The 22,224-nt window shown below is 57.2% G+C and carries 22 protein-coding genes and 1 tRNA gene; 15 read left to right on the top strand and 8 right to left on the bottom strand.

Annotated elements, in window-relative coordinates:
• Positions 1 to 147: 147 nt before the first annotated feature.
• Entirely contained in the window at positions 148 to 1,116 is a 969-nt protein-coding gene (mdh, locus tag DHN10_RS03130; RefSeq protein ID WP_108813772.1) for a malate dehydrogenase, read from the top strand.
• Positions 1,117 to 1,173: 57 nt separating this feature from the next.
• On the opposite strand, the gene DHN10_RS03125 is transcribed toward mdh, so the two are convergent.
• The gene (locus tag DHN10_RS03125; RefSeq protein WP_108813771.1) at positions 1,174 to 2,181 is read right to left on the bottom strand and encodes a glycosyltransferase family 2 protein; all 1,008 of its coding nucleotides are present in this window, start codon (positions 2,179 to 2,181) and stop codon (positions 1,174 to 1,176) included.
• Positions 2,182 to 2,385: 204 nt separating this feature from the next.
• Here DHN10_RS03125 and sucC point away from each other — a divergent pair, with 204 nt between their 5' ends.
• From sucC to DHN10_RS03075, 10 genes are all read left to right on the top strand, one after another.
• Positions 2,386 to 3,579: an ADP-forming succinate--CoA ligase subunit beta gene (gene sucC / locus DHN10_RS03120; protein WP_108813770.1), complete on the top strand. Its 1,194-nt coding sequence runs from the start codon at positions 2,386 to 2,388 to the stop codon at positions 3,577 to 3,579.
• Between the two features lie 52 nt (positions 3,580 to 3,631).
• Complete coding sequence (sucD, locus tag DHN10_RS03115; protein WP_108813769.1) at positions 3,632 to 4,513, top strand: succinate--CoA ligase subunit alpha; 882 nt, start codon at positions 3,632 to 3,634, stop codon at positions 4,511 to 4,513.
• A gap of 116 nt (positions 4,514 to 4,629) precedes the next feature.
• A complete protein-coding gene (locus tag DHN10_RS20160) occupies positions 4,630 to 5,055 on the top strand; it encodes a DUF805 domain-containing protein (protein ID WP_108813768.1) in 426 nt (141 codons plus the stop codon).
• Positions 5,052 to 8,009: a 2-oxoglutarate dehydrogenase E1 component gene (locus DHN10_RS03105; protein ID WP_108813767.1), complete on the top strand. Its 2,958-nt coding sequence runs from the start codon at positions 5,052 to 5,054 to the stop codon at positions 8,007 to 8,009. Before DHN10_RS20160 ends, DHN10_RS03105 begins: the two co-directional genes overlap by 4 nt.
• On the top strand, positions 8,009 to 9,193 hold the full coding sequence (gene odhB, locus DHN10_RS03100) for a 2-oxoglutarate dehydrogenase complex dihydrolipoyllysine-residue succinyltransferase (protein WP_108813766.1): 1,185 nt from the start codon (positions 8,009 to 8,011) through the stop codon (positions 9,191 to 9,193). Before DHN10_RS03105 ends, odhB begins: the two co-directional genes overlap by 1 nt.
• Positions 9,194 to 9,434: 241 nt before the next feature.
• Complete coding sequence (locus DHN10_RS03095) at positions 9,435 to 9,821, top strand: MAPEG family protein (protein WP_108813765.1); 387 nt, start codon at positions 9,435 to 9,437, stop codon at positions 9,819 to 9,821.
• Positions 9,822 to 9,837: 16 nt separating this feature from the next.
• On the top strand, positions 9,838 to 10,239 hold the full coding sequence (locus DHN10_RS03090) for a hypothetical protein (RefSeq protein ID WP_108813764.1): 402 nt from the start codon (positions 9,838 to 9,840) through the stop codon (positions 10,237 to 10,239).
• Positions 10,236 to 10,646 carry an MAPEG family protein gene (locus DHN10_RS03085; protein WP_108813763.1) on the top strand — a complete coding sequence of 137 codons (411 nt, stop codon included), beginning with the start codon at positions 10,236 to 10,238 and terminating at the stop codon, positions 10,644 to 10,646. The genes DHN10_RS03090 and DHN10_RS03085 overlap by 4 nt, the downstream gene beginning before the upstream one ends.
• Positions 10,647 to 10,697: 51 nt before the next feature.
• Complete coding sequence (gene lpdA, locus DHN10_RS03080; protein WP_108813762.1) at positions 10,698 to 12,086, top strand: dihydrolipoyl dehydrogenase; 1,389 nt, start codon at positions 10,698 to 10,700, stop codon at positions 12,084 to 12,086.
• A gap of 196 nt (positions 12,087 to 12,282) precedes the next feature.
• Entirely contained in the window at positions 12,283 to 13,125 is an 843-nt protein-coding gene (locus tag DHN10_RS03075; protein WP_108813761.1) for a TerB family tellurite resistance protein, read from the top strand.
• On the opposite strand, the gene DHN10_RS03070 is transcribed toward DHN10_RS03075, so the two are convergent.
• Together DHN10_RS03070 and DHN10_RS03065 are read right to left on the bottom strand one after the other, a co-directional pair.
• Complete coding sequence (locus tag DHN10_RS03070) at positions 13,115 to 13,765, bottom strand: GntR family transcriptional regulator (RefSeq protein ID WP_108813760.1); 651 nt, start codon at positions 13,763 to 13,765, stop codon at positions 13,115 to 13,117. The two genes, DHN10_RS03075 and DHN10_RS03070, sit on opposite strands and share 11 nt — an antisense overlap.
• A gap of 31 nt (positions 13,766 to 13,796) precedes the next feature.
• A complete protein-coding gene (locus DHN10_RS03065; RefSeq protein WP_108813759.1) occupies positions 13,797 to 14,486 on the bottom strand; it encodes a M48 family metallopeptidase in 690 nt (229 codons plus the stop codon).
• Between the two features lie 112 nt (positions 14,487 to 14,598).
• Here DHN10_RS03065 and DHN10_RS03060 point away from each other — a divergent pair, with 112 nt between their 5' ends.
• The 4 genes from DHN10_RS03060 (at position 14,599) to DHN10_RS19645 (ending at position 16,095) form a co-directional block, all read left to right on the top strand.
• Positions 14,599 to 14,925 carry a TIGR02300 family protein gene (locus tag DHN10_RS03060; RefSeq protein ID WP_108813758.1) on the top strand — a complete coding sequence of 109 codons (327 nt, stop codon included), beginning with the start codon at positions 14,599 to 14,601 and terminating at the stop codon, positions 14,923 to 14,925.
• 83 nt (positions 14,926 to 15,008) lie between these two features.
• Positions 15,009 to 15,084, top strand: a tRNA-Ala gene (locus tag DHN10_RS03055).
• Positions 15,085 to 15,383: 299 nt separating this feature from the next.
• Positions 15,384 to 15,758 (top strand): cold-shock protein, encoded by a 375-nt coding sequence (locus DHN10_RS03050; protein ID WP_108813757.1) that lies wholly within the window; start codon positions 15,384 to 15,386, stop codon positions 15,756 to 15,758.
• Positions 15,759 to 15,918: 160 nt separating this feature from the next.
• The gene (locus tag DHN10_RS19645) at positions 15,919 to 16,095 is read left to right on the top strand and encodes a hypothetical protein (protein WP_159086897.1); all 177 of its coding nucleotides are present in this window, start codon (positions 15,919 to 15,921) and stop codon (positions 16,093 to 16,095) included.
• Between the two features lie 101 nt (positions 16,096 to 16,196).
• Here DHN10_RS19645 and DHN10_RS03045 read toward each other — a convergent pair whose 3' ends face one another.
• From DHN10_RS03045 to DHN10_RS03025, 5 genes are read right to left on the bottom strand one after another with little or no spacing between them, the layout of a single operon-like run.
• Positions 16,197 to 17,684 carry an AMP-binding protein gene (locus tag DHN10_RS03045; protein WP_108813756.1) on the bottom strand — a complete coding sequence of 496 codons (1,488 nt, stop codon included), beginning with the start codon at positions 17,682 to 17,684 and terminating at the stop codon, positions 16,197 to 16,199.
• Positions 17,681 to 19,084 carry an acylating sulfoacetaldehyde dehydrogenase gene (gene sauS / locus DHN10_RS03040; RefSeq protein WP_108813755.1) on the bottom strand — a complete coding sequence of 468 codons (1,404 nt, stop codon included), beginning with the start codon at positions 19,082 to 19,084 and terminating at the stop codon, positions 17,681 to 17,683. Before sauS ends, DHN10_RS03045 begins: the two co-directional genes overlap by 4 nt.
• Positions 19,085 to 19,142: 58 nt before the next feature.
• The gene (locus DHN10_RS03035) at positions 19,143 to 20,114 is read right to left on the bottom strand and encodes a tripartite tricarboxylate transporter substrate binding protein (RefSeq protein WP_108813754.1); all 972 of its coding nucleotides are present in this window, start codon (positions 20,112 to 20,114) and stop codon (positions 19,143 to 19,145) included.
• A gap of 38 nt (positions 20,115 to 20,152) precedes the next feature.
• Positions 20,153 to 20,617 (bottom strand): tripartite tricarboxylate transporter TctB family protein, encoded by a 465-nt coding sequence (locus tag DHN10_RS03030; RefSeq protein ID WP_108813753.1) that lies wholly within the window; start codon positions 20,615 to 20,617, stop codon positions 20,153 to 20,155.
• Positions 20,614 to 22,143 carry a tripartite tricarboxylate transporter permease gene (locus tag DHN10_RS03025; RefSeq protein WP_108813752.1) on the bottom strand — a complete coding sequence of 510 codons (1,530 nt, stop codon included), beginning with the start codon at positions 22,141 to 22,143 and terminating at the stop codon, positions 20,614 to 20,616. Before DHN10_RS03025 ends, DHN10_RS03030 begins: the two co-directional genes overlap by 4 nt.
• Positions 22,144 to 22,224: the final 81 nt, after the last annotated feature.

Raw genomic sequence — 22,224 nt, 5'->3', positions numbered from 1 at the left:
ATTTCCGCTGCATTCACCTTTCGTTAGCGGGTTCGCGGCACCTTGACCACCACACGGTGCGTGATGCCGCGATGCAGCACACTTGCACGCCGCGCGCCAAACCCTTACCCACGCGGGCGTAGCCAAACCACCAAAGGACCTGTTTCAATGGCCAGACCCAAGATTGCCCTCATCGGCGCCGGACAAATCGGCGGCACGCTTGCCCACCTCGCAGCTGTCAAAGAACTTGGCGACATCACATTGTTTGATATCGCAGAAGAAGGCGACATTGCGCGCGGCAAAGCACTGGACATCGCCGAAAGCGGCCCCGTTTCAGGCATCGATGTTGCTCTGAAGGGCACGAATGATTACGCCGAAATCGCCGGCGCAGACGTTTGCATTGTCACCGCCGGTGTCGCCCGCAAGCCTGGCATGTCCCGCGATGACCTGCTTGGCATCAACCTCAAAGTCATGAAGTCAGTCGGCGAAGGCATCGCCGCTCATGCGCCAAATGCCTTTGTAATCTGCATCACCAATCCGCTGGATGCGATGGTCTGGGCGTTGCGCGAATTCTCTGGCCTGCCCCACAACATGGTTTGCGGCATGGCCGGTGTGCTGGACTCTGCGCGCTTCCGTCACTTCCTTGCCGAAGAATTCGAAGTTTCCATGCGCGACGTCACAGCGTTTGTGCTGGGCGGCCACGGCGACACGATGGTCCCACTGACGCGTTATTCCACAGTTGCAGGTATCCCGTTGCCTGATCTGGTCGAAATGGGCTGGACGACGCAAGACAAGCTCGACGCGATTGTGCAGCGCACCCGCGATGGCGGCGCTGAAATCGTTGGCCTGCTGAAAACCGGCTCTGCCTTCTATGCGCCAGCAACGTCGGGTATCGAGATGGCCGAAGCGTACCTCAAGGACCAAAAGCGCCTGCTGCCATGTGCGGCTCATGTTGACGGGGCTTATGGCCTCGACGGGTTCTATGTTGGTGTGCCAACCGTGATTGGAGCGGGCGGGATCGAACGTGTGGTCGAGATCAAGATGAACAAAACCGAACAGGCAATGTTCGACAAATCCGTCGACGCAGTCAAAGGTCTGGTCGCGGCCTGCAAAGGCATTGACGACAGCCTCGCATAAACAACCAAATGTTTTTTGGGAAAGGGCCGCCAATCGGCGGCCCTTTTTCGTTCAGCCCTACCGCCACTTCAGAAACGACAGCGTGTTTGCTTTGTGCGTTGCCAGCCAGCGGTCAATGGCGTCCGGACTCAGATCGACATCTGCATCCGGAAAGAACTGAGTGATCGCATCCTGCGGATCGAAAGACAGCGGCAACAGCAGCCCATACTTGGCCAATACACCCAGCTGGGCCGCATCCGCAGTCTTGAGCAAATCATGCAACGCCCCCGCCCCATCTGGGCCTTCCAGCACAGCCGCTGCCTGCCCGGCCCGATGTGCCGACGGCGGCATGCCGTCGTCATGCTCTAACGCTTGGGCCATCCGCAACAGTTTGAAAATCCACTGTTGGCGGGTCAGCCCTTCGAAATGCAGCAAGACCATCTGATCCGCCGGGCAGCGGTGAATGGCCAGCTTGGCCCCTCGGTCTTGCGGACGCGGCCGGTGGATCGACAGGCGCAAGCCACGTCCCACCCGGCTGAAGGCCTTGCCCTGCGCATGGCCCGTCAAACCACGGTAGGTCAGATCGTAAGGCGGCCCAAATATTGCGCGCCCCTCGTCGGCGGGCTTGGCAAATGGTAAGCGGAACTTGCCTGCAAAGATTGAGGCGGCTGGCCCTGTATGGACCCGCTCGGCCGCAGGAAAAGTCACAGCTTCGATACCATCCGAGATTTCGGCAAGGCAAAACGCCACCCCACCGTCACACCAGACAAACTCGTCCGCATCGATGTGCAGCAGCCACTTTGCCGCTGCCCGTGCATAGGCATCGCGCGCATTGCTGACCTGCCGGATCTCATGGCGGCGCGGGCGATCATGCCCGGTAGCCCCCCAATAGACTGCATCGCAACGGGTCACATGCACCTGATCCAAATGCCCAAACAAATCTGCAGCAGGATCATCTGGCCGATCAAAATACAGATAGATCGCATCTGCCCCCAGCCGCAGATGCCAGGCCACAAATGCCTGCACCACCGCTGGCGGCTCATCCACCGTGGCCACAATGGCCCATGTCGGTTCAGCTTCACTCATTGCAGCATGGCTACCATTGCGGCGAATCCTTTAAAACTGAATAAAATGCGCCGGATGCATGATGTAGGTCCATTTTGTGATCACACTTTTTTCGACTGTGATCACAAATGTGCGAATCTCGCCCGATTTAGCAATTTTCACTTAGAAACCCGGTTTTTGTTGTGTTCTAACGTGGGACAACCGAAGCCAAATTGGAATTGTCTTATGAACATTCACGAATACCAGGCCAAAGCGTTGTTGCGCAGCTACGGCGCCCCCGTGTCGGATGGTCGTCCTGTCACACGCGCCGAAGATGCCAAAACTGCCGCTGGCGAAATGGACGGCCCTCTTTGGGTTGTCAAAGCACAGATTCACGCGGGTGGCCGCGGCAAAGGCAAATTCAAAGAGGCAGACGCCGGCGAAGCAGGCGGCGTGCGTTTGGCGAAATCGGTAGAAGAAGCAGCCCAAGAAGCCAGAAAAATGCTGGGCCGCACATTGGTCACGCACCAGACTGGCCCTGCGGGCAAAGTCGTCAATCGCATCTACATTGAAGATGGTTCCGGCATTGAAACTGAAATGTACCTCGCCCTGTTGGTTGATCGTCAAACCAGCCGCATCGGCTTTGTCGTCTCGACCGAAGGTGGCATGGACATTGAAGAAGTCGCCGCCAACACGCCAGAAAAAATCCTCAACTTCACCGTTGATCCGGCAACCGGCTATCAACCGTTCCACGGGCGTCGCGTCGCATTCGCACTTGGCCTGACCGGCAATCAAGTCAAACAATGCGTGAAGCTGATGGGCCAACTTTACCAAGCCTTCGTCGAAAAAGACATGGAGATGCTTGAGATTAACCCGCTGATCGTCACTGACGGCGGCGACCTCAAAGTGCTCGACGCCAAAGTCGCATTCGACGGCAACGCGGTCTACCGCCACGCCGATGTCGCCGCCCTGCGGGACGAGACAGAAGAAGACCCAAAAGAACTCGCCGCGTCCAAATTCGACCTCAACTATATCGCGCTCGACGGTGAAATCGGCTGCATGGTCAACGGCGCGGGCCTTGCCATGGCGACGATGGATATCATCAAACTCTATGGTGCCGAACCTGCCAACTTCCTTGACGTAGGCGGTGGCGCGACCAAGGAAAAAGTGACCGAGGCGTTCAAGATCATCACCTCCGATCCAAACGTCAAAGGCATCCTCGTGAATATCTTCGGCGGCATCATGCGCTGCGACGTCATCGCCGAGGGCGTTGTGTCAGCGGTGAAAGAAGTCGGCCTGAAAGTGCCACTGGTCGTGCGCCTTGAGGGGACGAATGTGGAAAAAGGCAAAGAGATCATCAACAACTCCGGCCTCGACGTGATCGCTGCAGACGACCTCAAAGATGGCGCGCAGAAGATTGTGAAGGCCGTCAAAGGTTGATCCCGTAGGGTGGGTGCAACCCACGCGAAGACAAGATTTTAAGGAGGCCCCAATGGCCATTCTCGTAAACGAAAACACACGTGTCATCTGCCAAGGCCTTACCGGGTCGCAGGGCACATTCCACTCTGAACAAGCGATTGCATATGGCACCAAAATGGTCGGCGGCGTGACCCCCGGCAAAGGTGGGCAGACCCATCTCGACCTGCCGATCTTCAACTCGGTCCACGAGGCGAAACACGTGACCGAGGCCAACGCCTCTGTCATCTACGTGCCCCCACCCTTCGCGGCGGACAGTATCCTAGAGGCCATCGACGCCGAAATGGAACTGATCATCTGCATCACCGAGGGCATTCCAGTCCTCGACATGATGCGCGTGAAAAAGGCGCTGGAAGGGTCCGCCTCTCGCCTGATCGGTCCCAACTGCCCCGGTGTTATCACGCCGGATGCGTGCAAAATCGGCATCATGCCCGGCCACATCCACAAACGCGGGTCGGTCGGCGTTGTGTCCCGATCTGGCACGCTGACGTACGAGGCGGTCAAGCAGACATCTGACAGCGGTTTGGGCCAATCCACCGCCGTGGGCATCGGCGGCGACCCCATCAAAGGGACTGAACATATCGACGTGCTTGATATGTTCCTTGATGACGACGAAACCCATTCGATGATCATGATCGGCGAAATCGGCGGATCAGCCGAAGAAGAAGCCGCCGAATTCCTGACCGCTCAGAAAAAGAAGGGCCGTTGGAAGCCAACAGCCGGTTTCATCGCCGGACGTACAGCGCCTCCGGGCCGCCGCATGGGCCACGCAGGCGCGATTGTGGCCGGTGGCAAAGGCGACGCGGAAAGCAAGATCGAAGCGATGAAATCCGCAGGTATCGTGGTGGCCGACAGCCCCGCGACACTTGGCGAGGCTGTGCTGAAAGCGATTGGTTAGATCGGGGTTCACCCCGACACGCCGCAAACATAGCGAGGCCCCGGATCAAGTCCGGGGCGCGCAAATCAAAACAACCCGTCCCGGGCCTGACCCGGGACCTCACACAGGACCCCGCCATGGGACCGCTTGAAGCCATCAAGACTGGCCTTGCCAAGTCTTTCCAATTCAAAGGCCGCGCCTCGCGGTCCGAGTTTTGGTGGTATTATATTTTTGGCAGCCTAATAACGCTGCTCTTGTTCAGCTTAAATATTGCTGCGGGCTTATTGCTCAAACTTGCAACTCTTGTTCCAATGCACTCTTGCGCTGTCAGAAGGTTAAGGGATCAAGAAAGTTGGGAGTGGGAAATTCTGATCCTCAGCCCCGTACTCTTGGTCACAAATCTACTCGTTAGCGTTTCACTAGAAGATGGCTTCTACAAGTCACACCCCTACGCCTTTCTTGGATTCGCATGCGTTTGGGTCCTTTGTCTTTCCCGCGCTTATTGGATTTTAACGGGATCAAGTAAGAAATCTGATCCCAACCCTCACGAGGTCCCTTTATGAACGACCATTCCCCCAACGACGTCTTCCACGCCTCCTCTTTCTTGCAAGGGCACAATGCCGAATATGTCGAACAACTCTACGCCCGCTACGCCGACAACCCCGGTGCGGTTGATGAAAGCTGGCAAGCGTTCTTCCGTTCCTTGGGCGATGCTCCGGCGGATGCCAAGGCAGAGGCGACGGGGCCATCATGGGCGCGCACTGATTGGCCGCCCGCGCCTGCCGACGATTTAACCGCCGCCCTAGACGGGCAGTGGCCGGCAGAGCCTGAGGCCGCAGGCAAAAAGATCAAAGACAAAGCCGCCGAAAAGGGCGTCACACTAGACGAAACCCAAGTCCGCGCCGCAGTCCTTGACAGTATCCGCGCGCTAATGATCATCCGCGCCTACCGGATCCGGGGCCACCTGATTGCCGATCTTGACCCTCTGGGCATGCGTGAGAACACGCCGCACCCCGAACTGGATCCCGCCTCTTACGGCTTCTCCGCCGCCGACATGGACCGCCCGATCTTTATCGACAATGTCCTCGGCCTCGAAGTGGCCACGATGAACGATATCCTTGCCATCGTGCAGCGCACCTATTGCGGCACGTTTGCACTGCAATACATGCATATCTCCAACCCCGAAGAGGCCGGTTGGTTGAAAGAACGCATCGAAGGCTACGGCAAGGAAATCGCCTTTACCAAAAACGGACGTAAGGCGATCCTGAACTCGTTGGTCGAGGCCGAGGGGTTCGAAAAATTCCTGCACGTCAAATACATGGGCACCAAGCGTTTCGGCCTTGATGGTGGCGAAAGCCTGATCCCAGCGATGGAGCAGATCATCAAGCGTGGCGGTCAGTTGGGCATTGATGAGATCATCATCGGCATGCCGCACCGTGGCCGCCTGTCGGTGCTCGCCAATGTGATGGAAAAACCATACCGCGCGATCTTTAACGAATTTCAAGGCGGATCGTTCAAGCCCGAGGATGTCGATGGATCGGGTGACGTGAAATACCACCTTGGCGCGTCGTCCGACCGCGCTTTTGATGACAACACGGTTCACCTTTCGCTCACCGCGAACCCCTCGCACCTAGAGGCAGTGAACCCGGTTGTTCTGGGCAAGGTTCGCGCCAAACAAGACCAGAAGAACGACGAAGATCGCACACGTGTTATGGGCATCCTGCTGCATGGTGACGCGGCCTTTGCGGGTCAGGGCGTTGTGGCCGAAGGCTTTGGTCTCTCTGGTCTGAAAGGTCACAAGACCGGCGGCACGATGCATATCGTCGTCAACAACCAAATCGGCTTCACGACTGCGCCGCACTTCAGCCGTTCCAGCCCCTACCCCACTGACATCGCGCTGATGGTTGAGGCGCCGATCTTTCACGTGAACGGTGACGATCCAGAGGCCGTTGTCCACGCCGCTCGCGTGGCGACAGAGTTCCGCCAGAAGTTCCACAAGGACGTGGTCCTCGACATCATATGTTACCGCCGCTTTGGTCACAACGAAGGCGACGAGCCGATGTTTACCAACCCGGTGATGTACAAAAAGATCAAGAAGCAGAAGACCACGCTGACGCTTTACACAGAGCGCCTGGTCCGTGACGGGCTGATCCCCGAAGGCGAGATTGAGGACATGAAGGCGTCCTTCCAAGCCTACCTCAACGAGGAATTTGAGGCAGGCAAAGCCTATAAGCCGAACAAGGCTGATTGGCTGGATGGCAAATGGTCCCACCTCGACCGCAAGGACGAAGATTATCAGCGCGGCGTGACCGCGATTGAAGAAGCCACCTTCAACGCCGTGGGTCAGGCGCTGTCTACGGCGCCAGAAAACTTTCCGCTGCATAAGACAATCGGCCGCCTGATCGAAAACAAAGCCAAAATGTTCGAGACCGGCGAGAATATCGACTGGGCAACAGGCGAAGCACTGGCCTTTGGCTCGCTCCTGACAGAGGGCTACCCTGTGCGCCTATCGGGCCAAGACTGTACGCGCGGCACGTTCAGCCACCGCCACTCTGGCCTGATCAATCAAGACAACGAAGATCGCTACTACCCGCTCAACAACATCCGTGACGGTCAGTCGCAATACGAAGTCATCGACTCGATGCTTTCCGAATACGCTGTGCTGGGTTTTGAGTACGGCTATTCATTGGCCGAACCGAACGCACTCACGCTTTGGGAAGCACAGTTCGGCGACTTCGCCAATGGCGCGCAAATTATGTTCGATCAATTCATCAGCTCAGGCGAAAGCAAATGGCTCCGCATGTCCGGCCTCGTGTGCCTCCTGCCGCATGGCTATGAGGGGCAAGGTCCCGAACACTCCTCCGCCCGTTTGGAACGGTTCCTGACCATGTGCGGCGGCGACAACTGGATCGTGGCGAACTGCACGACACCGGCTAACTACTTCCACCTGCTGCGGCGTCAGCTGCATCGGACCTTCCGCAAACCGCTGATCCTGATGACGCCAAAATCGCTTCTACGGCACAAACTGGCGGTCTCGAAGAAGGAAGAGTTCACAACCGGTTCCTCCTTCCACCGTGTCCTTTGGGACGACGCTCAGCTTGGCAACTCCGACACCAAACTGGTGGCAGACAGCAAGATCAAGCGGGTCGTGATGTGTTCCGGCAAAGTCTACTTTGACCTGCTGGAAGAACGCGACGCGCGCGGGATCAAAGACGTCTACATCATGCGCTACGAACAGTTCTATCCTTTCCCGGCCCAATCGGCCGTCAATGAACTGACCCGCTTCAAAAACGCCGAGATGGTCTGGTGCCAGGAAGAGCCCAAGAACCAGGGTGCGTGGTCCTTTATGGAACCCAATATCGAGTGGGTCCTGACCCGGATCAAAGCCAAGCACACACGCCCCGCCTACGCCGGGCGCGCCGCTGCAGCCTCGCCCGCAACGGGTCTGGCCAGCCAGCACAAAGCACAACAAGCAGCCCTCGTTGACGATGCGCTGACCATCAAAGGAACAAAGTAATGAGCACCGAAGTCCGCGTCCCAACACTTGGCGAATCCGTGACAGAGGCCACTGTCGCCACATGGTTCAAACAACCCGGCGATGCCGTCGCCGTTGATGAAATGCTGTGCGAGCTGGAAACCGATAAAGTGACGGTCGAGGTGCCCAGCCCCATCGCTGGCACATTGTCCGAAATCGTCGCCGCCGAAGGCGAGACGGTTGGCGTTGATGCCTTGCTGGCCCAAATCGCCGAGGGTGACGCAGCGCCCGCACCAGCGGCCAAGAAAGAAGAACCCAAGGCAGAAGCTGCGCCAGCGCCAGCTGCCGCCAAAGATGTCGAAGACGCTCCATCCGCCAAGAAACTGATGGCTGAAAACAATCTTTCAGACGTCGCGGGCACCGGCAAAGACGGTCGTGTGATGAAAGAGGATGTGCTGAACGCCCTCTCCTCCGCCACCCCGACCGCGGCTGCGGCACCGCGCGCACCGGTCGCTGCTGATCAGGCGGAACGCGAAGAGCGGGTCAAGATGACCCGCCTGCGGCAAACCATCGCCAGGCGTCTGAAAGACAGCCAGAACACTGCTGCCATGCTGACCACCTATAACGAGGTCGACATGACCGAGGTCATGGCGCTGCGCAACGAATACAAAGACCTGTTCTTGAAAAAGCACGGCGTCAAACTTGGCTTCATGTCCTTTTTCACCAAGGCCTGCATCCACGCCCTGAACGAAGTGCCAGAGGTGAACGCCGAAATCGATGGGACGGACGTGGTTTACAAGAACTATGTCAACATGGGCATCGCCGCAGGCACGCCCACGGGTCTTGTCGTGCCGGTGATCAACGACGCCGACCAGATGTCATTTGCAGGCATCGAAAAGGCGATTGCGGAAAAAGGCGCCAAAGCACGTGATGGCAAGCTGAGCATGGCCGAAATGCAAGGCGGCACTTTCACGATCTCCAACGGCGGCGTTTACGGGTCACTGATGTCGTCCCCAATCCTGAACCCTCCACAGTCGGGCATCTTGGGCATGCACAAAATCCAAGATCGGCCCATGGCCATCGGCGGGCAAGTCGTCATTCGCCCCATGATGTATCTGGCCTTGTCCTACGACCACCGTATCGTGGATGGCAAAGGGGCGGTGACGTTCCTTGTGCGGGTGAAAGAAGCGCTTGAGGATCCACGGCGGTTGTTGATGGACCTGTGATTGACCGCGTGGGTTTCACCCACCCTACGTAGGGTGGGTGAAACCCACGCGAAAACCAAACGAAAGCGACACAAAAGTTTGAAAACCCTCCCCACATACCGACGGCACAGGGAAGCGCCCGGACCTCGGGGCGGGCGCTGCCCGGCAAGCCGGGCGGAAACCTCATGAATCTACAAGCCCTAACTGAGCGGATGACCTATCTGACGGACGCAGAGGGCGCCCCAAAGCCGGTAAGAAGAAAATGACCCCAGAACTCCAATACCTCACCTACGGCGTCATCCTCCTGATCGCCCATGTCATCATCCAAGCCACCTTCAGCGACCTCAGCAAAGGCCTCGGCTGGGCGCTTGGTCCGCAGGATGAACATCGCGATCAGAACACCGTCGCGAGTCGGATCGAGCGGGCCTTGGCCAATTATCTAGAAACCTTCCCGGCCTTTGCCGCACTCGCCCTGATCCTCGCGGTCACAGAACTGGGCACCGCCACGTCCGCCCTAGGGGCCGCGGTCTGGTTCTGGGCGCGCGTCGCCTATGTCCCCGCCTACGCCTCTGGCATTCCGCTCGTGCGCTCAGTCGCGTGGTTTGCATCGCTGGGCGGTTTGGCCATGATGCTCACAGCGCTTTTCTAACGGACAAACCACTCACATGCCCAACGCCCGCACAAAGATATCAAACTGGGTCTACCGTATCTCTTTGACACTCTTGATCATTGGCACCCTGCGGCTGGGCCAGTTCGTCTATGATCAGTTTGTCTCGTCAGTCGGAAAGGTGGATACGAGCGTCTTTCTGACCGCACTGGTGGGGGCCATGAACGGCACCATGGCTCTCGGAGTTGCGGCACTGGCAATGGCGGTGCGATCCGGTGCGGTTGTCTGGATTTTGGGTATGCAGTTCGTCGGCCTTTGCCTCATTATGGCACCGTCTTTCATGAACCAGGCTCACTCAGGCCCGATGTACATCGCAGTAGCGATTGCCACCGTCAGTTTGATCATCGGCACTTTGCTGTTCACATACCTCATCCGTAAAACCGAAATCAGAGCACTATGACCGCAGAACTCACCGTCCTCGCCCTCGCGGGCCTGCTTCAGGGCCTCCAGTTCGTCCTTATGGCGATCCCCGCCAATGTCGAGCTGGGAACGGGCAAGACAGCCTCGCCCCGCGATCCCAGTCGTATGGGCAAGCCTATAGTCGAACAGGTCAGCGACAAGACCGGCCGCCTGATCCGCGCGATGAACAACCATTTTGAGGCGCTGATCCTTTTCACGATCGCTGTTGTCGTTCTCACTTTGGGCGACAAAGGCACCGGGTTCAGCGCCGCCTGTGCGTGGACCTTTCTGGGTGCCCGCGTTCTTTATATCCCCGCTTATTACTTTGGCTGGGCGCCCTGGCGTTCGTTGATTTGGTTTGTGGGCTTTCTCTCAACCATGCTGATGATAGTGTCAGCCTTGATATGACAAACCTATTTCCGGGATGTGTATGCCCTGTTACCCCTAAAGGAGACCCCCATGTCCAGCTATGATGTCATCGTTATCGGCGCCGGCCCCGGCGGCTATGTCTGCGCTATTCGCTGCGCCCAACTGGGTATGAAAGTTGCCTGCGTCGAAGGGCGCGAAACGCTGGGCGGGACCTGCTTGAACGTGGGCTGTATTCCCTCCAAGGCGATGCTGCACGCGACACATATGCTGCATGAGTCTCAGCACAATTTCGCGACCATGGGCCTGAAGGGCAAAGCGCCTTCGGTCGATTGGAAACAAATGCTGCAATACAAGTCCGAGACGATCTCCCAGAATACCGGCGGCATCGAATTTCTGTTCAAAAAGAACAAGGTAGACTGGATTAAGGGCTGGGCTTCAATCCCTGAGGCAGGCAAAGTCAAGGTTGGCGATGACGTCCATGACGCCAAGCACATCGTGATTGCGTCGGGTTCCGAGCCATCCTCTCTGCCCGGTGTTGAAGTGGACGAAAAGACTGTTGTGACCTCTACCGGCGCGCTGGAATTGGGCAAAGTGCCTAAGAAAATGGTCGTGATTGGTGCAGGGGTGATCGGGCTTGAATTGGGTTCGGTTTACGCGCGTCTCGGGGCCGAGGTTGAAGTGATCGAATTCCTTGACGCCATCACCCCCGGCATGGATGCCGAGGTTGCCAAGACGTTTCAGAGAATGCTGAAAAAACAAGGGCTTAAGTTCACACTTGGCGCCGCCGTTCAGGGCGTGACAGTCAAGGGCAACAAGGCCACTGTTACCTACAAACTGCGCAAGGACGATAGCGAGCATAGTCTTGTCGCCGACACGGTTCTGGTCGCCACAGGCCGCAAACCCTACACCGACGGCCTGGGACTGGACGGCTTGGGCGTTGAAGTTTCAGAGCGTGGCCAGATCCAAACCAACGACCGCTATGCCACCAATGTGGCCGGCATCTATGCCATTGGTGATGCAATCGACGGGCCGATGCTGGCCCATAAAGCCGAAGACGAAGGCATGGCCGTTGCCGAAGGCATCGCAGGCCAGCACCCCCATGTGAATTATGGTGTGATTCCCGGCGTGATCTACACCCACCCAGAGGTCGCCAATGTCGGTGAAACCGAAGATTCGCTGAAAGAACAGGGTCGCAAGTACAAAGTCGGAAAGTTCCCCTTCATGGGCAACGCAAGGGCCAAGGCCAATTTCGCAGGCGAAGGTTTTGTGAAAATCCTTGTGGACGCAGCCACGGACCGGGTGCTGGGCGCGCATATCATCGGCCCGATGGCAGGTGATCTGATCCATGAAATCTGTGTGGCGATGGAATTCGGGGCCGCCGCAGAAGACCTCGCCCGGACGTGCCATGCGCATCCGACATATTCAGAAGCGGTGCGTGAAGCCGCATTGGCCTGTGGTGATGGCGCGATCCACGCATAAGCCTAGGCACCCATAGACAGCAGGTGTAGTGCCCCGTTTTCGGGGCACTACAAGCTCTGCTCGCCGCTGCGGCCAACTGTGTCATTGCTGCAAGATCCAATTGAAAATCCAACATTTTATCTGGCCACGGACATACGCACGCCACATTCTTTGAGTTCGTTGTTTCGATATTGAGTAAAATAGACCGAGAGTCCTCATGAGGCGGTTCACGACCCTTTTGTTGCTAAGTTTGCTGTTCAGCAGTCCTGCCCACGCCTTCACGGCGAACACAGGCATGTTTCCTGATCTGGAATTTGTTGATCAGACCCAAATCCCCGGCCCTGACGACTCCAAGATGTCGCTGTGCTATGTCACCAACGACTTTCGGATTTTCGGGCTTACATTAACGAGCGATATCGTCGGCTATGCGCTGGCGGATGACCGTTGCGCCACCGAGCCCGACCGCCTGTTCAGCGCCGAGCAGATGGAAACGGCACAGTCGCTGAACCTCGTCGATCAAACGATCCCCACTGTGCCAATGAACGGCATACGCCGAACGGTCCAGAACTACGGACTTTGGGCGGCGCTGGCCTTGGGTCTGATCGCGGTCATTATTCGCCGTCTCAAATCCATCATGGGGCTCGATCCGCGTGCGCGCATGCGCAAGAAGTCCTCAAAGCGGATTCTGGATGTGCTGTGCTATGTTGGCAAATGCGACGGCATCGTCGCCTCGAACGAGATTGCGCTAATCGGCCAAACTGCCCGACGCTTGACACGCCGCAATGTGCTGGCCGCCGATATCATCCGCATCACCGACCATATTGATATGAACCTCAGTTCGCAGGACTTCATCAACTTTGGCAAAGGTATGCGTGATGGTGAGAAGGACATCATGATGCGCGGCGCGTTCTATGTGGCCTTGGCCAGCGGGCGTATCTTGCCAGCAGAGCATGAGTTCCTCTCCAACCTCGCCTATGGCATCGGCATGCCCGGCGAAGATTTCCGTCGGGTTATGAATCAGGCGATCTCTGATCTGGACAACTACCCGCCTAGCCTTTGAGCATCCGCAAGCCCTGCGTGGCGTCAGAGCGCACGGCAAGGCGCAATCCCGGCTCATCTCCGGCCTTCAGGGCGGCAAGGATGAGCTTGTGATTGTAAGGCGGCTCTGTCCGGTTTAGCCGCCCGTACAGTGCCCGCATCGTCGGCCCAAGCTGCAGCCAGACGGTTTCCGCCATCGCCAGCATCGCAGGGGCCTGCGCGCGCAGGTAAAGCGTGCGGTGAAATTCCAAGTTCATGCGGATATAGCCCGTTGCATCGTGGCGCGCGATGCCCTGACTGACGCTATGATTGATGGCCTCCAAACGCTCGATCAATGCGAAATGCGCGCGCGGCAGAGCCCGTGACGCTAGTTCCGGCTCCAGCAGGGCGCGTAGCGTCGCCAGTTCTTCAATGCGCTCGTTCGACAGCGCAGGCGTGGACACCCGGCCCGATGAAGACAAAAAAAGCGCCCCTTCCGCCACCAGACGGCGCACGGCCTCTCGTGCCGGTGTCATGGAGACATCATAGCTTTTGCCAATCCCACGGAGGGTTAGCGCCTCTCCGGGGCCGATCTCACCGTGCATGATGCGAGTGCGCAGCGCGCGGTAAACCCGTTCATGGGCGGCTGTGGTACTGTCCTGAGGGCGGGGTTGGATCATCATGGATCAAATGTGATCACAAACAGCAGTCTGGTCAATCGTCAAAGCTGACACGGTGCAAAGCATCACCATGATCGCGCAACCATTGGCGCGGTGCAGCATAGTTAGGATAGATCGCCGCCACTGTGTTCCAGAATGCGGGCTGGTGGTTCATCTCGACCAGATGCGCAACCTCATGGGCGGCCACATAGTTCAGCACCTCAGGCGGCGCCATGATCAACCGCCACGAATACATCAACGCGCCCTCAGCCGAACACGACCCCCAGCGCGACCGGGTATCCCTGATCGTCAGGCGTGAATAACTGCGGTCCAATGCGGCAGCATAGCGATCAGAGGCCGCAGCCAGCGCATCACGCGCGTGATGGCGCAAGACAGCCTTCACTTGCGGACCGGCAGGCGCATTGTCAGCGACGCGCAGGCCCTCGTCAGACAATGACGCACGCCGCCACGGTCCTGCCAGAATAGGCACAGGTGTTCCGCGCAACAGCACCGTGCCGCCAGCACCTGCCTTTGCCACCGGGCGCAGATCAGCGAGATGGCCACGCAGCCACACCTCCTTGCTGTGCAGAAAGGCGATTCCCTCGCGCAAAGGTGCGCGCGGCGGCATGGTCAGGGTCACGCGGCCATCCAAACGGGACACACGCAACGAAAGCCGCTTGGCACGGGCGGATTGGCGCAAAGTGACATCAATCGGGGGGTTGCCTTCAAGCGTATGACGGCCCATATCCAACTACTCGCATATCAACGGTGCCAAAGGCTTTGACACGCCCCCCTGCTTATGGCAGTTGGCACCGATCACCCGCAAGGGACGACCTAAAGTTTTGAAGGGATAGCCTATGCCTAAGGAAGAGTGGGGCACAAAGCGCCTTTGCCCCGAAACCGGCAAACGCTTTTACGACCTGAACGCAACGCCGATCATCAGCCCGTACTCGGGCAATGAGGTGGCCGTCGACACATCCAAGACCCGCACCATGGTTGCGGATGCCGAGGATGCACAGACCACCAAGATGAAGGAAAGCACCGAAGAAGAAGATCTGGTGCTTGACGATGAAGACGACGATGATGAAGACGTCGATCTGGGCGATGATGTTCTGGAAGATGACGACGACGACACAGTCTCGCTTGACGAACTGGCCGACGTTGCCAAGGACGACGACGAATAAACGACAGGTACGGGCGCGATTTTTGACTTGATCTCGCCCGGCCCGCTGCCTAAAGAGCAGCACGCAGCAGTTGCTGCACAGATGGGGCCTTAGCTCAGTTGGGAGAGCGCTTGCATGGCATGCAAGAGGTCAGGGGTTCGACTCCCCTAGGCTCCACCATTCACTTACACTTCGATATATTAGCCATTCATTAGTTTGGTGTGACACGCCATGAATATGCCGGCTTATCTAAACACGTCACACCACGGTATATTTTGTTTCCGGTGGCACTTGCCCCAGACAAGGCAGCAGAACCTTCGCAAGATCATGGCAAAGAGTGATCTGCCGACTATCAGCAATCCAACCGCAATTGCCTAACCCAACGTCATCGCCAAAATCCTCAACATTGCCACAATCGCCCGTGAAAAAATGTTCGAGATTTCATGTCTGAACATGATGCGAGTGAGGAGAACTGTTGAGTGAACGTCAGTGCGAATGCGACCCAAAGCGAAGATCTGTTGTTAACCGGCATCGTGAAGTGGTTTGATGGTGCTAAGGGAATTGGGTCGGTTGTTGTTGAAGGAACCGAGGACGCGTTCCTTCTGCAGGGAAATGTACTCAGCGAGCTCCACCGCAGCGAAATTTCAGCAGGTGCTACAGTGACGTTTGAAAGTCGGCGCACTGAGGGTGAGACCACGATTGCAAAAGTCCATGCTATCACAACACCATCGGATTGCTCCGGCCAACGGGAACACGCCCGCGATGCGGGGGCAAGTGACGCGCCTAAATCAGAAACCCGGTGGATGGACACAAGCAAAGGTCTTTGGTTCTGCGAACCAAAGCGACGGCGATGAGGTATGGTGCCGCCCGACGGGGCGATCTGTTTGCGATCGCAGCCCTAGGACACATCGCAGTTAGCTGATTTTCCGACACCTCATAGGTAATCACACGTAATTGCCTGTTGTGGGTTTTTCTGGACACTTCACATAACGCCAATCTGCCAAGGGGGGATCAATGAGCAGCAATAGCAACACGACCAAGGATGAAGCAGCAGAAGCGTTTTACGGATCTGCCAATACGGATTTCTCGATCCAAGTTGATCGCATCGTTAACGGTGATCATCGCTTGCGTGAACTGTTTCACGGCACACGTGCCCGTTATCTGGCCGAGGCAGGCACGTCGTCTTATTGACGCCTCAACAACCCCAAATTCCGCTATTGGGATAGGTGCGCGAGGGTCCTTTTGCGCTTTGGTGCATTCAGCAAAACCTTGCTTTCAGATCATGCAACCCGCTACACCATATCGGCCAGCTTGAGCCGTTGGATCTTGCCGGATGGCCCCTTTGGCAACTCGTCAAGAAAGTGAATCGTATCTGGCGATTTGAACGTGCCTAACCGATCTTGGCAAAGTTTGATCAATGCTGCCTCGGACAGTTTCGACCCGGGCTTGACGGCAACTGCGGCCTCGACCGTCTCGCCGTAGCTTTTGCAGGACCGGGCAAAGGCCGCCGCTTCGATGATGTCAGGTTCTGAATACAGCACCTCATCAATTTCGCGCGGGGCGATGTTTTCGCCACCCTTGATGATCAGCTCCTTCAAACGGCCCGTTACAAAAACATAGCCGTCTTCGTCTATATGCCCCAGGTCACCGGTACGAAGCCACTCTCCGTTGAATGTTTTTGTCGTGGCTTCGGGGTTGTGCAGATACTCGACCATTACGTTCGGACCGCGAACTGCGATTTCGCCTTCCTGCATGGCAGGTGCTGGTTTCAGGTCAGATGTCAGAATGCACACGTCGTTGCCATACCCGACCCCGGGCGATCCGATCTTGCGTACGCCGGGTGGCAAGGGGTTGGACAGGATCTGCGCGGCCGTTTCCGTCAGCCCCATCGTTTCGACAATTGGCACGTTAAAGCGGTCTTCGAATGCGGACTGCGTTTCAACTGCAAGTGCGGATGATGCAGAGCGCCCGAACCGAAGGCGTTTGCGAACCTGCGGGCTTGGGTCAGTTTCATGATGCAGCAAATGGCTAATGATCGTGGGCACAACAGAGAACCACGTCACCTCTGTTGCCTCTGCCTGAGCCCAGAACCTGCTTGCAGAGAATTTCGCCGCCATAGCAAGCGAACCACCCGAGACCAGCGCCCCCATCATGGTCACGCAAAGCCCGTTGATGTGATAGATCGGCAGAACGCAGAATCCGCGATCAGATGAAGACAAGTCATGCGCGATGGCGGTTGTCCATCCGCCAGCCAGAAGGCTTGCGTGGCTATGCACGACGCCCTTGGGCTGCCCTGTCGTGCCAGAGGTGTACATCAACAGCGCGTGTTGGCTGGCATCGAAGGCCGGAATGTCCGCCTGCCCGTTCAGCATTCCCGGCGCTATGATTGTCAGGCCCGCAGGCGCGACCCTTCCGATGGCCTCGGTCTGGCTATCATGCACAAAGGCAAAACGTGCGCCGCTGTGTTCAAGCGCGTAGGCAATGGCGTCAGGCCCGGCTGCAAGATTGATCATCGTCGCACGAAACCCGCCATAAAGTGCAGCATAAAGAGCAAGCACCCCCTCGCGTCCATTGGGATGCACGACCGCGACGCTTTCGCCCTGTCTGACCCCTAGGCCAACCAACCCCTTTGCCATGTCGCGCGCGGCATCGCGCAAGACGCGCCACGTCAGGGTTTCTTTGGTTTCAGGAAAGACAATGGCAACGCCAGCGCTGTCGGCGCGTGCATCCAGCCAGTCTTTTACGGTTCCCTGAGGCGGCACCGCTCTGTCAAAGATCATTTGCCAGCCTCACTCCAATAGCCGCCAAAGATATCTTCGACGGCGGGTTCGTCGGCAGGAATTTCGCGTACGATTTTTGTGGTCTGCATGAAATGCCGCCAATGCAGATTGGTATCGATGGAGTTGCCGCCCCACGACCCACAACCCATCGACAGCGAGAATGGCATGCCGTTGGTGAAGGACCCACCTGTGGCAAAGGTATGGGCCTGGTTTACGATCACGCGGCTGGTAGGGATCGCCTTGGCGAGCGTCAGGGGCCGATCATCGGTTTGCGTATGCAGCCCAACCGAATGCCCTGCCCCTTGGTGCATTTCGATTTCATGCGTGATGCGGACGGCATCCGCGAAGTCCTTGGCGCGGTAAACCGTCAGAACACGGCTTAGTTTCTCACCCGACAGCGGGTGTTCAGGTCCAATGCCTTTTGTTTCTACCGCGATATAGGCGGTGTCAGCGGGCACGTCACCGGTCAACCCGAGGGCTGCAATCAGCTTGTCCGCGTCTTGGGCAATGGCCTGTGGGTTTAGATGACCCTTCATCCAGAGTTTCGAGGTGACCTTCGTTTCATCTGTGATCAGGGCACCGCCGGTGCGCGCCATCTCGGCGGCGAAGGTGTCATAGATTTCGTTGACGACAACGATGGCGTTCTCGGACGAACAGGACGTTGCATTATCAAACGTCTTGGAGGCTTTGATCTTTTCCGCAGCAGCGGCCAGATCTGCCGTTTCATCTATGATGACAGCGACATTGCCCGCACCAACCGCCAACGCCGGGGTGCCGGATGTATAGGCCCGCTTGACGTTATTCTGACTGCCTGTGACCACGATCAAATCGGCAATTTCAAGCAGGCGCTGTGTTTTCTCTTTTGAACCGCGACCGGGGATCATTTGAACCAGATCATGGTCAATCCCCAGCTTGTCGAACTCGGCATGAATGTATCCAAACAGCGCTTCGCAGGTGGGTACACCCTTTGGCGACGGCGAAACGACAATCGCATTGCCACATTTCAGTGCATTGATGATGTTGTTGGCAGGCGTCGCCCCCGGATTGGTCGAAGGCACAACAGCGCCGATCACACCGATGGGGCGCGCAATTTCGGTGATACCCGTTGCCGGATCATCGCTGATGATCCCATAGGTCTGTACGTTCTGAATGTCGCGCATCAAGCCAAGGGTTTTGCGATGGTTTTTTGTAATCTTGTCGGGCACATTTCCCAGCCCGGTTGTTTCAACCGCAAGCTCTGCCAGATGCCTGTTGCGTGCGGGTTCCATGATCGCCCAAGCTGCCGCTTGTGCAGCACGATCATAGGCGGCTTGTGATCCATCGCGCTCAAAGCTGCTTTGTGCCGCACGAGCACGTGCAACGATGGCTTCGACCTCTGCGATGGGATCAACGGTGTTCATGGGGATGTTCCTGTTTGGGGTTGCGCAGCACCCAATGTTCGGGTGCTGCGCGATAGGTTTAAAGGTCGGCCAAAAGCTCTTCCAGCGTTGCCTGACGGGCGGCCCACATTTCAAGCACTTCGTCGCGTGTCATGATATGCATCGGTGATCCGCCTGCGGCCATACGGCTTTGGACACGGCCATTTTCAAACATCGTTGGCACGGTCGCGGCAAGATGGTCGATCACCTCTTGCGGTGTGCCCTTTGGCACCATCACACCGCGGAAGTTCACGGATGCGTTGTCGATGTCAAAGCCTTGCTCCATCATGGTTGGCACGTCTGGCAGGAACTCTGCGTTGCGCTCCAAGTCGAACACACCAAGGATTTTGACGTTGCCTGCGGCCTGCGCGCGGAAGGCGTCAGACAGGTTATTGACCCCGCCCAGCACTTCGCCTGCAATCACGGCGCGCATCGCGCCTGCACCACCGGCGTTGTTTGGGATATAGGCCAGCTCAACACCTGCGGCCTTTTCTAGCTGCAATGCTGCAATGTGGTGACCCACAAACAGACCAGCGCCAGAGAAAGTCAAACCACCCGGATTTGCTTTGGCGTAGTTCACAACGTCTTCCATTGAGTTGAAGTCGCTATCAGCGCCAACAACAAAGACCGCCGGGTCTGCGCCCCAGTTTGCGATTGGCTCGAAGCTGTCTGATGAGTAAGAAACACCACCTTCAATCGACTGAGCCACGAAATGCGGAATGTTGTACGCACCAAGTGTATAACCATCGGCCTCAGCCTCAGTCGCAAACCAGTTCCAACCTACGCGGCCGCCCGCGCCGGGCCGGTTTACAATGGCGATAGGCATACCTAACGCATCCTCATTGCCCGCGGTCATGGTCACGATGCGCGCCTGAAAATCAGTCGCACCACCAGCGCCATAGCTGACCATCAACATGATAGGCCGTTCCGGATAGTCGCCATGCCCTTCGGCAAAGGCTTGTCCCGTCATTGTGGCCAAGGCCACTGCGGCCCCTGCAATCCATTTTTTCATAGTATCCTCCCTAGGGTTCAATCTGCCGCTTATGCGGTTCAGAAAAAGATCTCTCGCGGTGTGAAGACATTCAGCAATTGCGCGAACAGACCGTACATGACCGCCATGAAACCAGCGGTAATCAAGATCCGTTTGACCCAACTTTTCATTTCTGAATGCGGGGACGGATCGTAAAGTGAAAGCAAGATGAAAAAAGCGATTGCGGTTGCCGTGTAGAACCCCAGCGCTTTGGCCGCCCAATACACATAGATGATCGCAACGATCAGGCCCGGCAGCATATTGCGCATCGCCACTCCGCTGATCCCGTTGCCAACCTTGGTGCGGCCCAGAAGCGCCTTTACGAAGGTCCAGATCGCCAAGACAGCGAAGACTGATGAAATCAGGCGTGGAAAGATAAACGCGTCTGCGGGTTCTTGGGTAAAGCTGATGTAGGCAATGCTGATCCCGACTGCGGCGATCAGGCCGGATGCAATGATATGTTGGTTGCGTGGCAGATCAGTCATGACAACGCCTCTTCTTTCGCGACCGCTTCTTCTTTGGTGGTGTAGCGGCGAGCCATGACTTCCATCCAGACAGAGTAGCCGATCGAGGCCAAGACGATGATAATCAAGAGCCAGTTCAGCCAGCCAGTGAAGAAGTAGGTGCCTGTGCCAACGGTTGCATTGGCAATCATGGAGCCTTGAATAAAGTTCGCCTCTGCGATGGGTCCAAGGATCAAGCCGAGCACCAGCGGTGCCGCAGAGAAACCAAAACGTTCAAGGAAGTACATCGCCAGACCAAGGGTGCCCATCACATAGACATCACCCATGGAATTCTGGACTGAGTAGCTGCCAAAGACAGCAAGCCCTAACACAATGGCCGCCATGACTGCGTGGGGCACCCGTGCGACACTTGCCGCCAGACCTGCAATATAAAGGCCAAAGATGCACATCAAGATCTGCCCGATCAACATGGAGTCGATAAAGGTCCAAGCCACCTGCGGGTAATTCATGAACAGGTCAGGACCGGGAAAAATCCCGTGGATGAGCAGGCCACCCAGCAAAACGGCAGCAGTGGGCGAGCCGGGAATAGAAAGCGTTAGCAGTGGTACCAGTGATGGCCCCACCATCGCGTTATTGGCGCTTTCGGCGGCAATCACACCTTCGCTGTGGCCGGTCCCGAATTTCTCACTCTCCTTGCTGAACTTTTTGGACTGGTCGTAAGCCACAAGCCCCGCGATCTGCCCGCCAACACCCGGAATGAGCCCGATGATGGACCCGGTGATAGTGCCGATGGCCAGCGCCGTTTTGCGCTTGAACACCTCTACAAAGGCAAGGCGGATCGGGTGCTTTTGAACACTGATAACCTCGGCATCGTCGCTGCTGCGCCCTTTGGTAAACATCGTGATCACTTGCGGGATCGCAAAGAGACCGATCAACGCCGGAATGACGTTGATGCCGCCGCTAACCGCAGGATGAAAGATAAACCGCTGCGCGCCCATGATGTCGTCAAAGCCAATAGTGGCGAGCCACAGACCGATACAGCCCGACAAAAGCCCCTTCACAACAGAGCTGGAATCGAGCGTACCAATCACGGTCACACCCAGAATGGCCAGCCAGAACAGATGTGACGGCCCAAAGGCCAGCGCCCATTGGGCCAGAACCGGGGTTAGAAAGATAAGAAGAAACACGCCGAACAGACCACCGATGGCAGAGGCAATGAACGACAACTGCAGCGCCTTCGCGCCTTCGCCCTTCGTCGCCATCGTGTGCCCATCAAGGGTCGTGGCGATATTGGCAGGCGCGCCCGGTATCTTGAGCAAGATCGCACTGACTGCGCCCCCGGCCACCGTCGAGGTATAGGCGGCCCCCAGCAGGATCAGCCCCTGTTGCGGTTCCAGTTGGAAGGTGAATGGGATCAGCAAAGCAACGGCCATCGTCGGCGACAGCCCCGGTGTTGCGCCCAGGATCAGACCACCGATGGTCCCAAGCAAAAGCAACCCGAAATTGATCGGGGTGAACACGTCGCCCATATAGAACAGGAAATCCATCTTGCCCAATTCCTCCCAAACTCAGGCTTGACCATTTACGCTACGCAATGAAAATAGTTTTGCAAATGTTTTCATAAATGC

Origin of the sequence: Loktanella sp. Alg231-35 (assembly GCF_900143545.1) — a bacterium.
In the GTDB taxonomy this organism is placed as follows: domain Bacteria; phylum Pseudomonadota; class Alphaproteobacteria; order Rhodobacterales; family Rhodobacteraceae; genus Yoonia.
This window is presented reverse-complemented; position numbering and strand designations above follow the sequence as displayed.

Coding starts and splice junctions, on each gene's coding strand:
- DHN10_RS03070 (WP_108813760.1), bottom strand. CDS start 13,765: ATGATGATCCAACCCCGCCCTCAGGACAGTACCACAGCCGCCCATGAA.
- DHN10_RS20160 (WP_108813768.1), top strand. CDS start 4,630: ATGGGACCGCTTGAAGCCATCAAGACTGGCCTTGCCAAGTCTTTCCAA.
- DHN10_RS03125 (WP_108813771.1), bottom strand. CDS start 2,181: ATGAGTGAAGCTGAACCGACATGGGCCATTGTGGCCACGGTGGATGAG.
- DHN10_RS03060 (WP_108813758.1), top strand. CDS start 14,599: ATGCCTAAGGAAGAGTGGGGCACAAAGCGCCTTTGCCCCGAAACCGGC.
- sauS (WP_108813755.1), bottom strand. CDS start 19,084: ATGAACACCGTTGATCCCATCGCAGAGGTCGAAGCCATCGTTGCACGT.
- DHN10_RS03095 (WP_108813765.1), top strand. CDS start 9,435: ATGACCCCAGAACTCCAATACCTCACCTACGGCGTCATCCTCCTGATC.
- DHN10_RS03085 (WP_108813763.1), top strand. CDS start 10,236: ATGACCGCAGAACTCACCGTCCTCGCCCTCGCGGGCCTGCTTCAGGGC.
- DHN10_RS03045 (WP_108813756.1), bottom strand. CDS start 17,684: ATGATCTTTGACAGAGCGGTGCCGCCTCAGGGAACCGTAAAAGACTGG.
- DHN10_RS03075 (WP_108813761.1), top strand. CDS start 12,283: ATGAGGCGGTTCACGACCCTTTTGTTGCTAAGTTTGCTGTTCAGCAGT.
- DHN10_RS03025 (WP_108813752.1), bottom strand. CDS start 22,143: ATGGATTTCCTGTTCTATATGGGCGACGTGTTCACCCCGATCAATTTC.
- sucC (WP_108813770.1), top strand. CDS start 2,386: ATGAACATTCACGAATACCAGGCCAAAGCGTTGTTGCGCAGCTACGGC.
- DHN10_RS03090 (WP_108813764.1), top strand. CDS start 9,838: ATGCCCAACGCCCGCACAAAGATATCAAACTGGGTCTACCGTATCTCT.
- DHN10_RS03105 (WP_108813767.1), top strand. CDS start 5,052: ATGAACGACCATTCCCCCAACGACGTCTTCCACGCCTCCTCTTTCTTG.
- odhB (WP_108813766.1), top strand. CDS start 8,009: ATGAGCACCGAAGTCCGCGTCCCAACACTTGGCGAATCCGTGACAGAG.
- lpdA (WP_108813762.1), top strand. CDS start 10,698: ATGTCCAGCTATGATGTCATCGTTATCGGCGCCGGCCCCGGCGGCTAT.
- DHN10_RS03035 (WP_108813754.1), bottom strand. CDS start 20,114: ATGAAAAAATGGATTGCAGGGGCCGCAGTGGCCTTGGCCACAATGACG.
- mdh (WP_108813772.1), top strand. CDS start 148: ATGGCCAGACCCAAGATTGCCCTCATCGGCGCCGGACAAATCGGCGGC.
- DHN10_RS03065 (WP_108813759.1), bottom strand. CDS start 14,486: ATGGGCCGTCATACGCTTGAAGGCAACCCCCCGATTGATGTCACTTTG.
- sucD (WP_108813769.1), top strand. CDS start 3,632: ATGGCCATTCTCGTAAACGAAAACACACGTGTCATCTGCCAAGGCCTT.
- DHN10_RS03030 (WP_108813753.1), bottom strand. CDS start 20,617: ATGACTGATCTGCCACGCAACCAACATATCATTGCATCCGGCCTGATC.
- DHN10_RS19645 (WP_159086897.1), top strand. CDS start 15,919: ATGAGCAGCAATAGCAACACGACCAAGGATGAAGCAGCAGAAGCGTTT.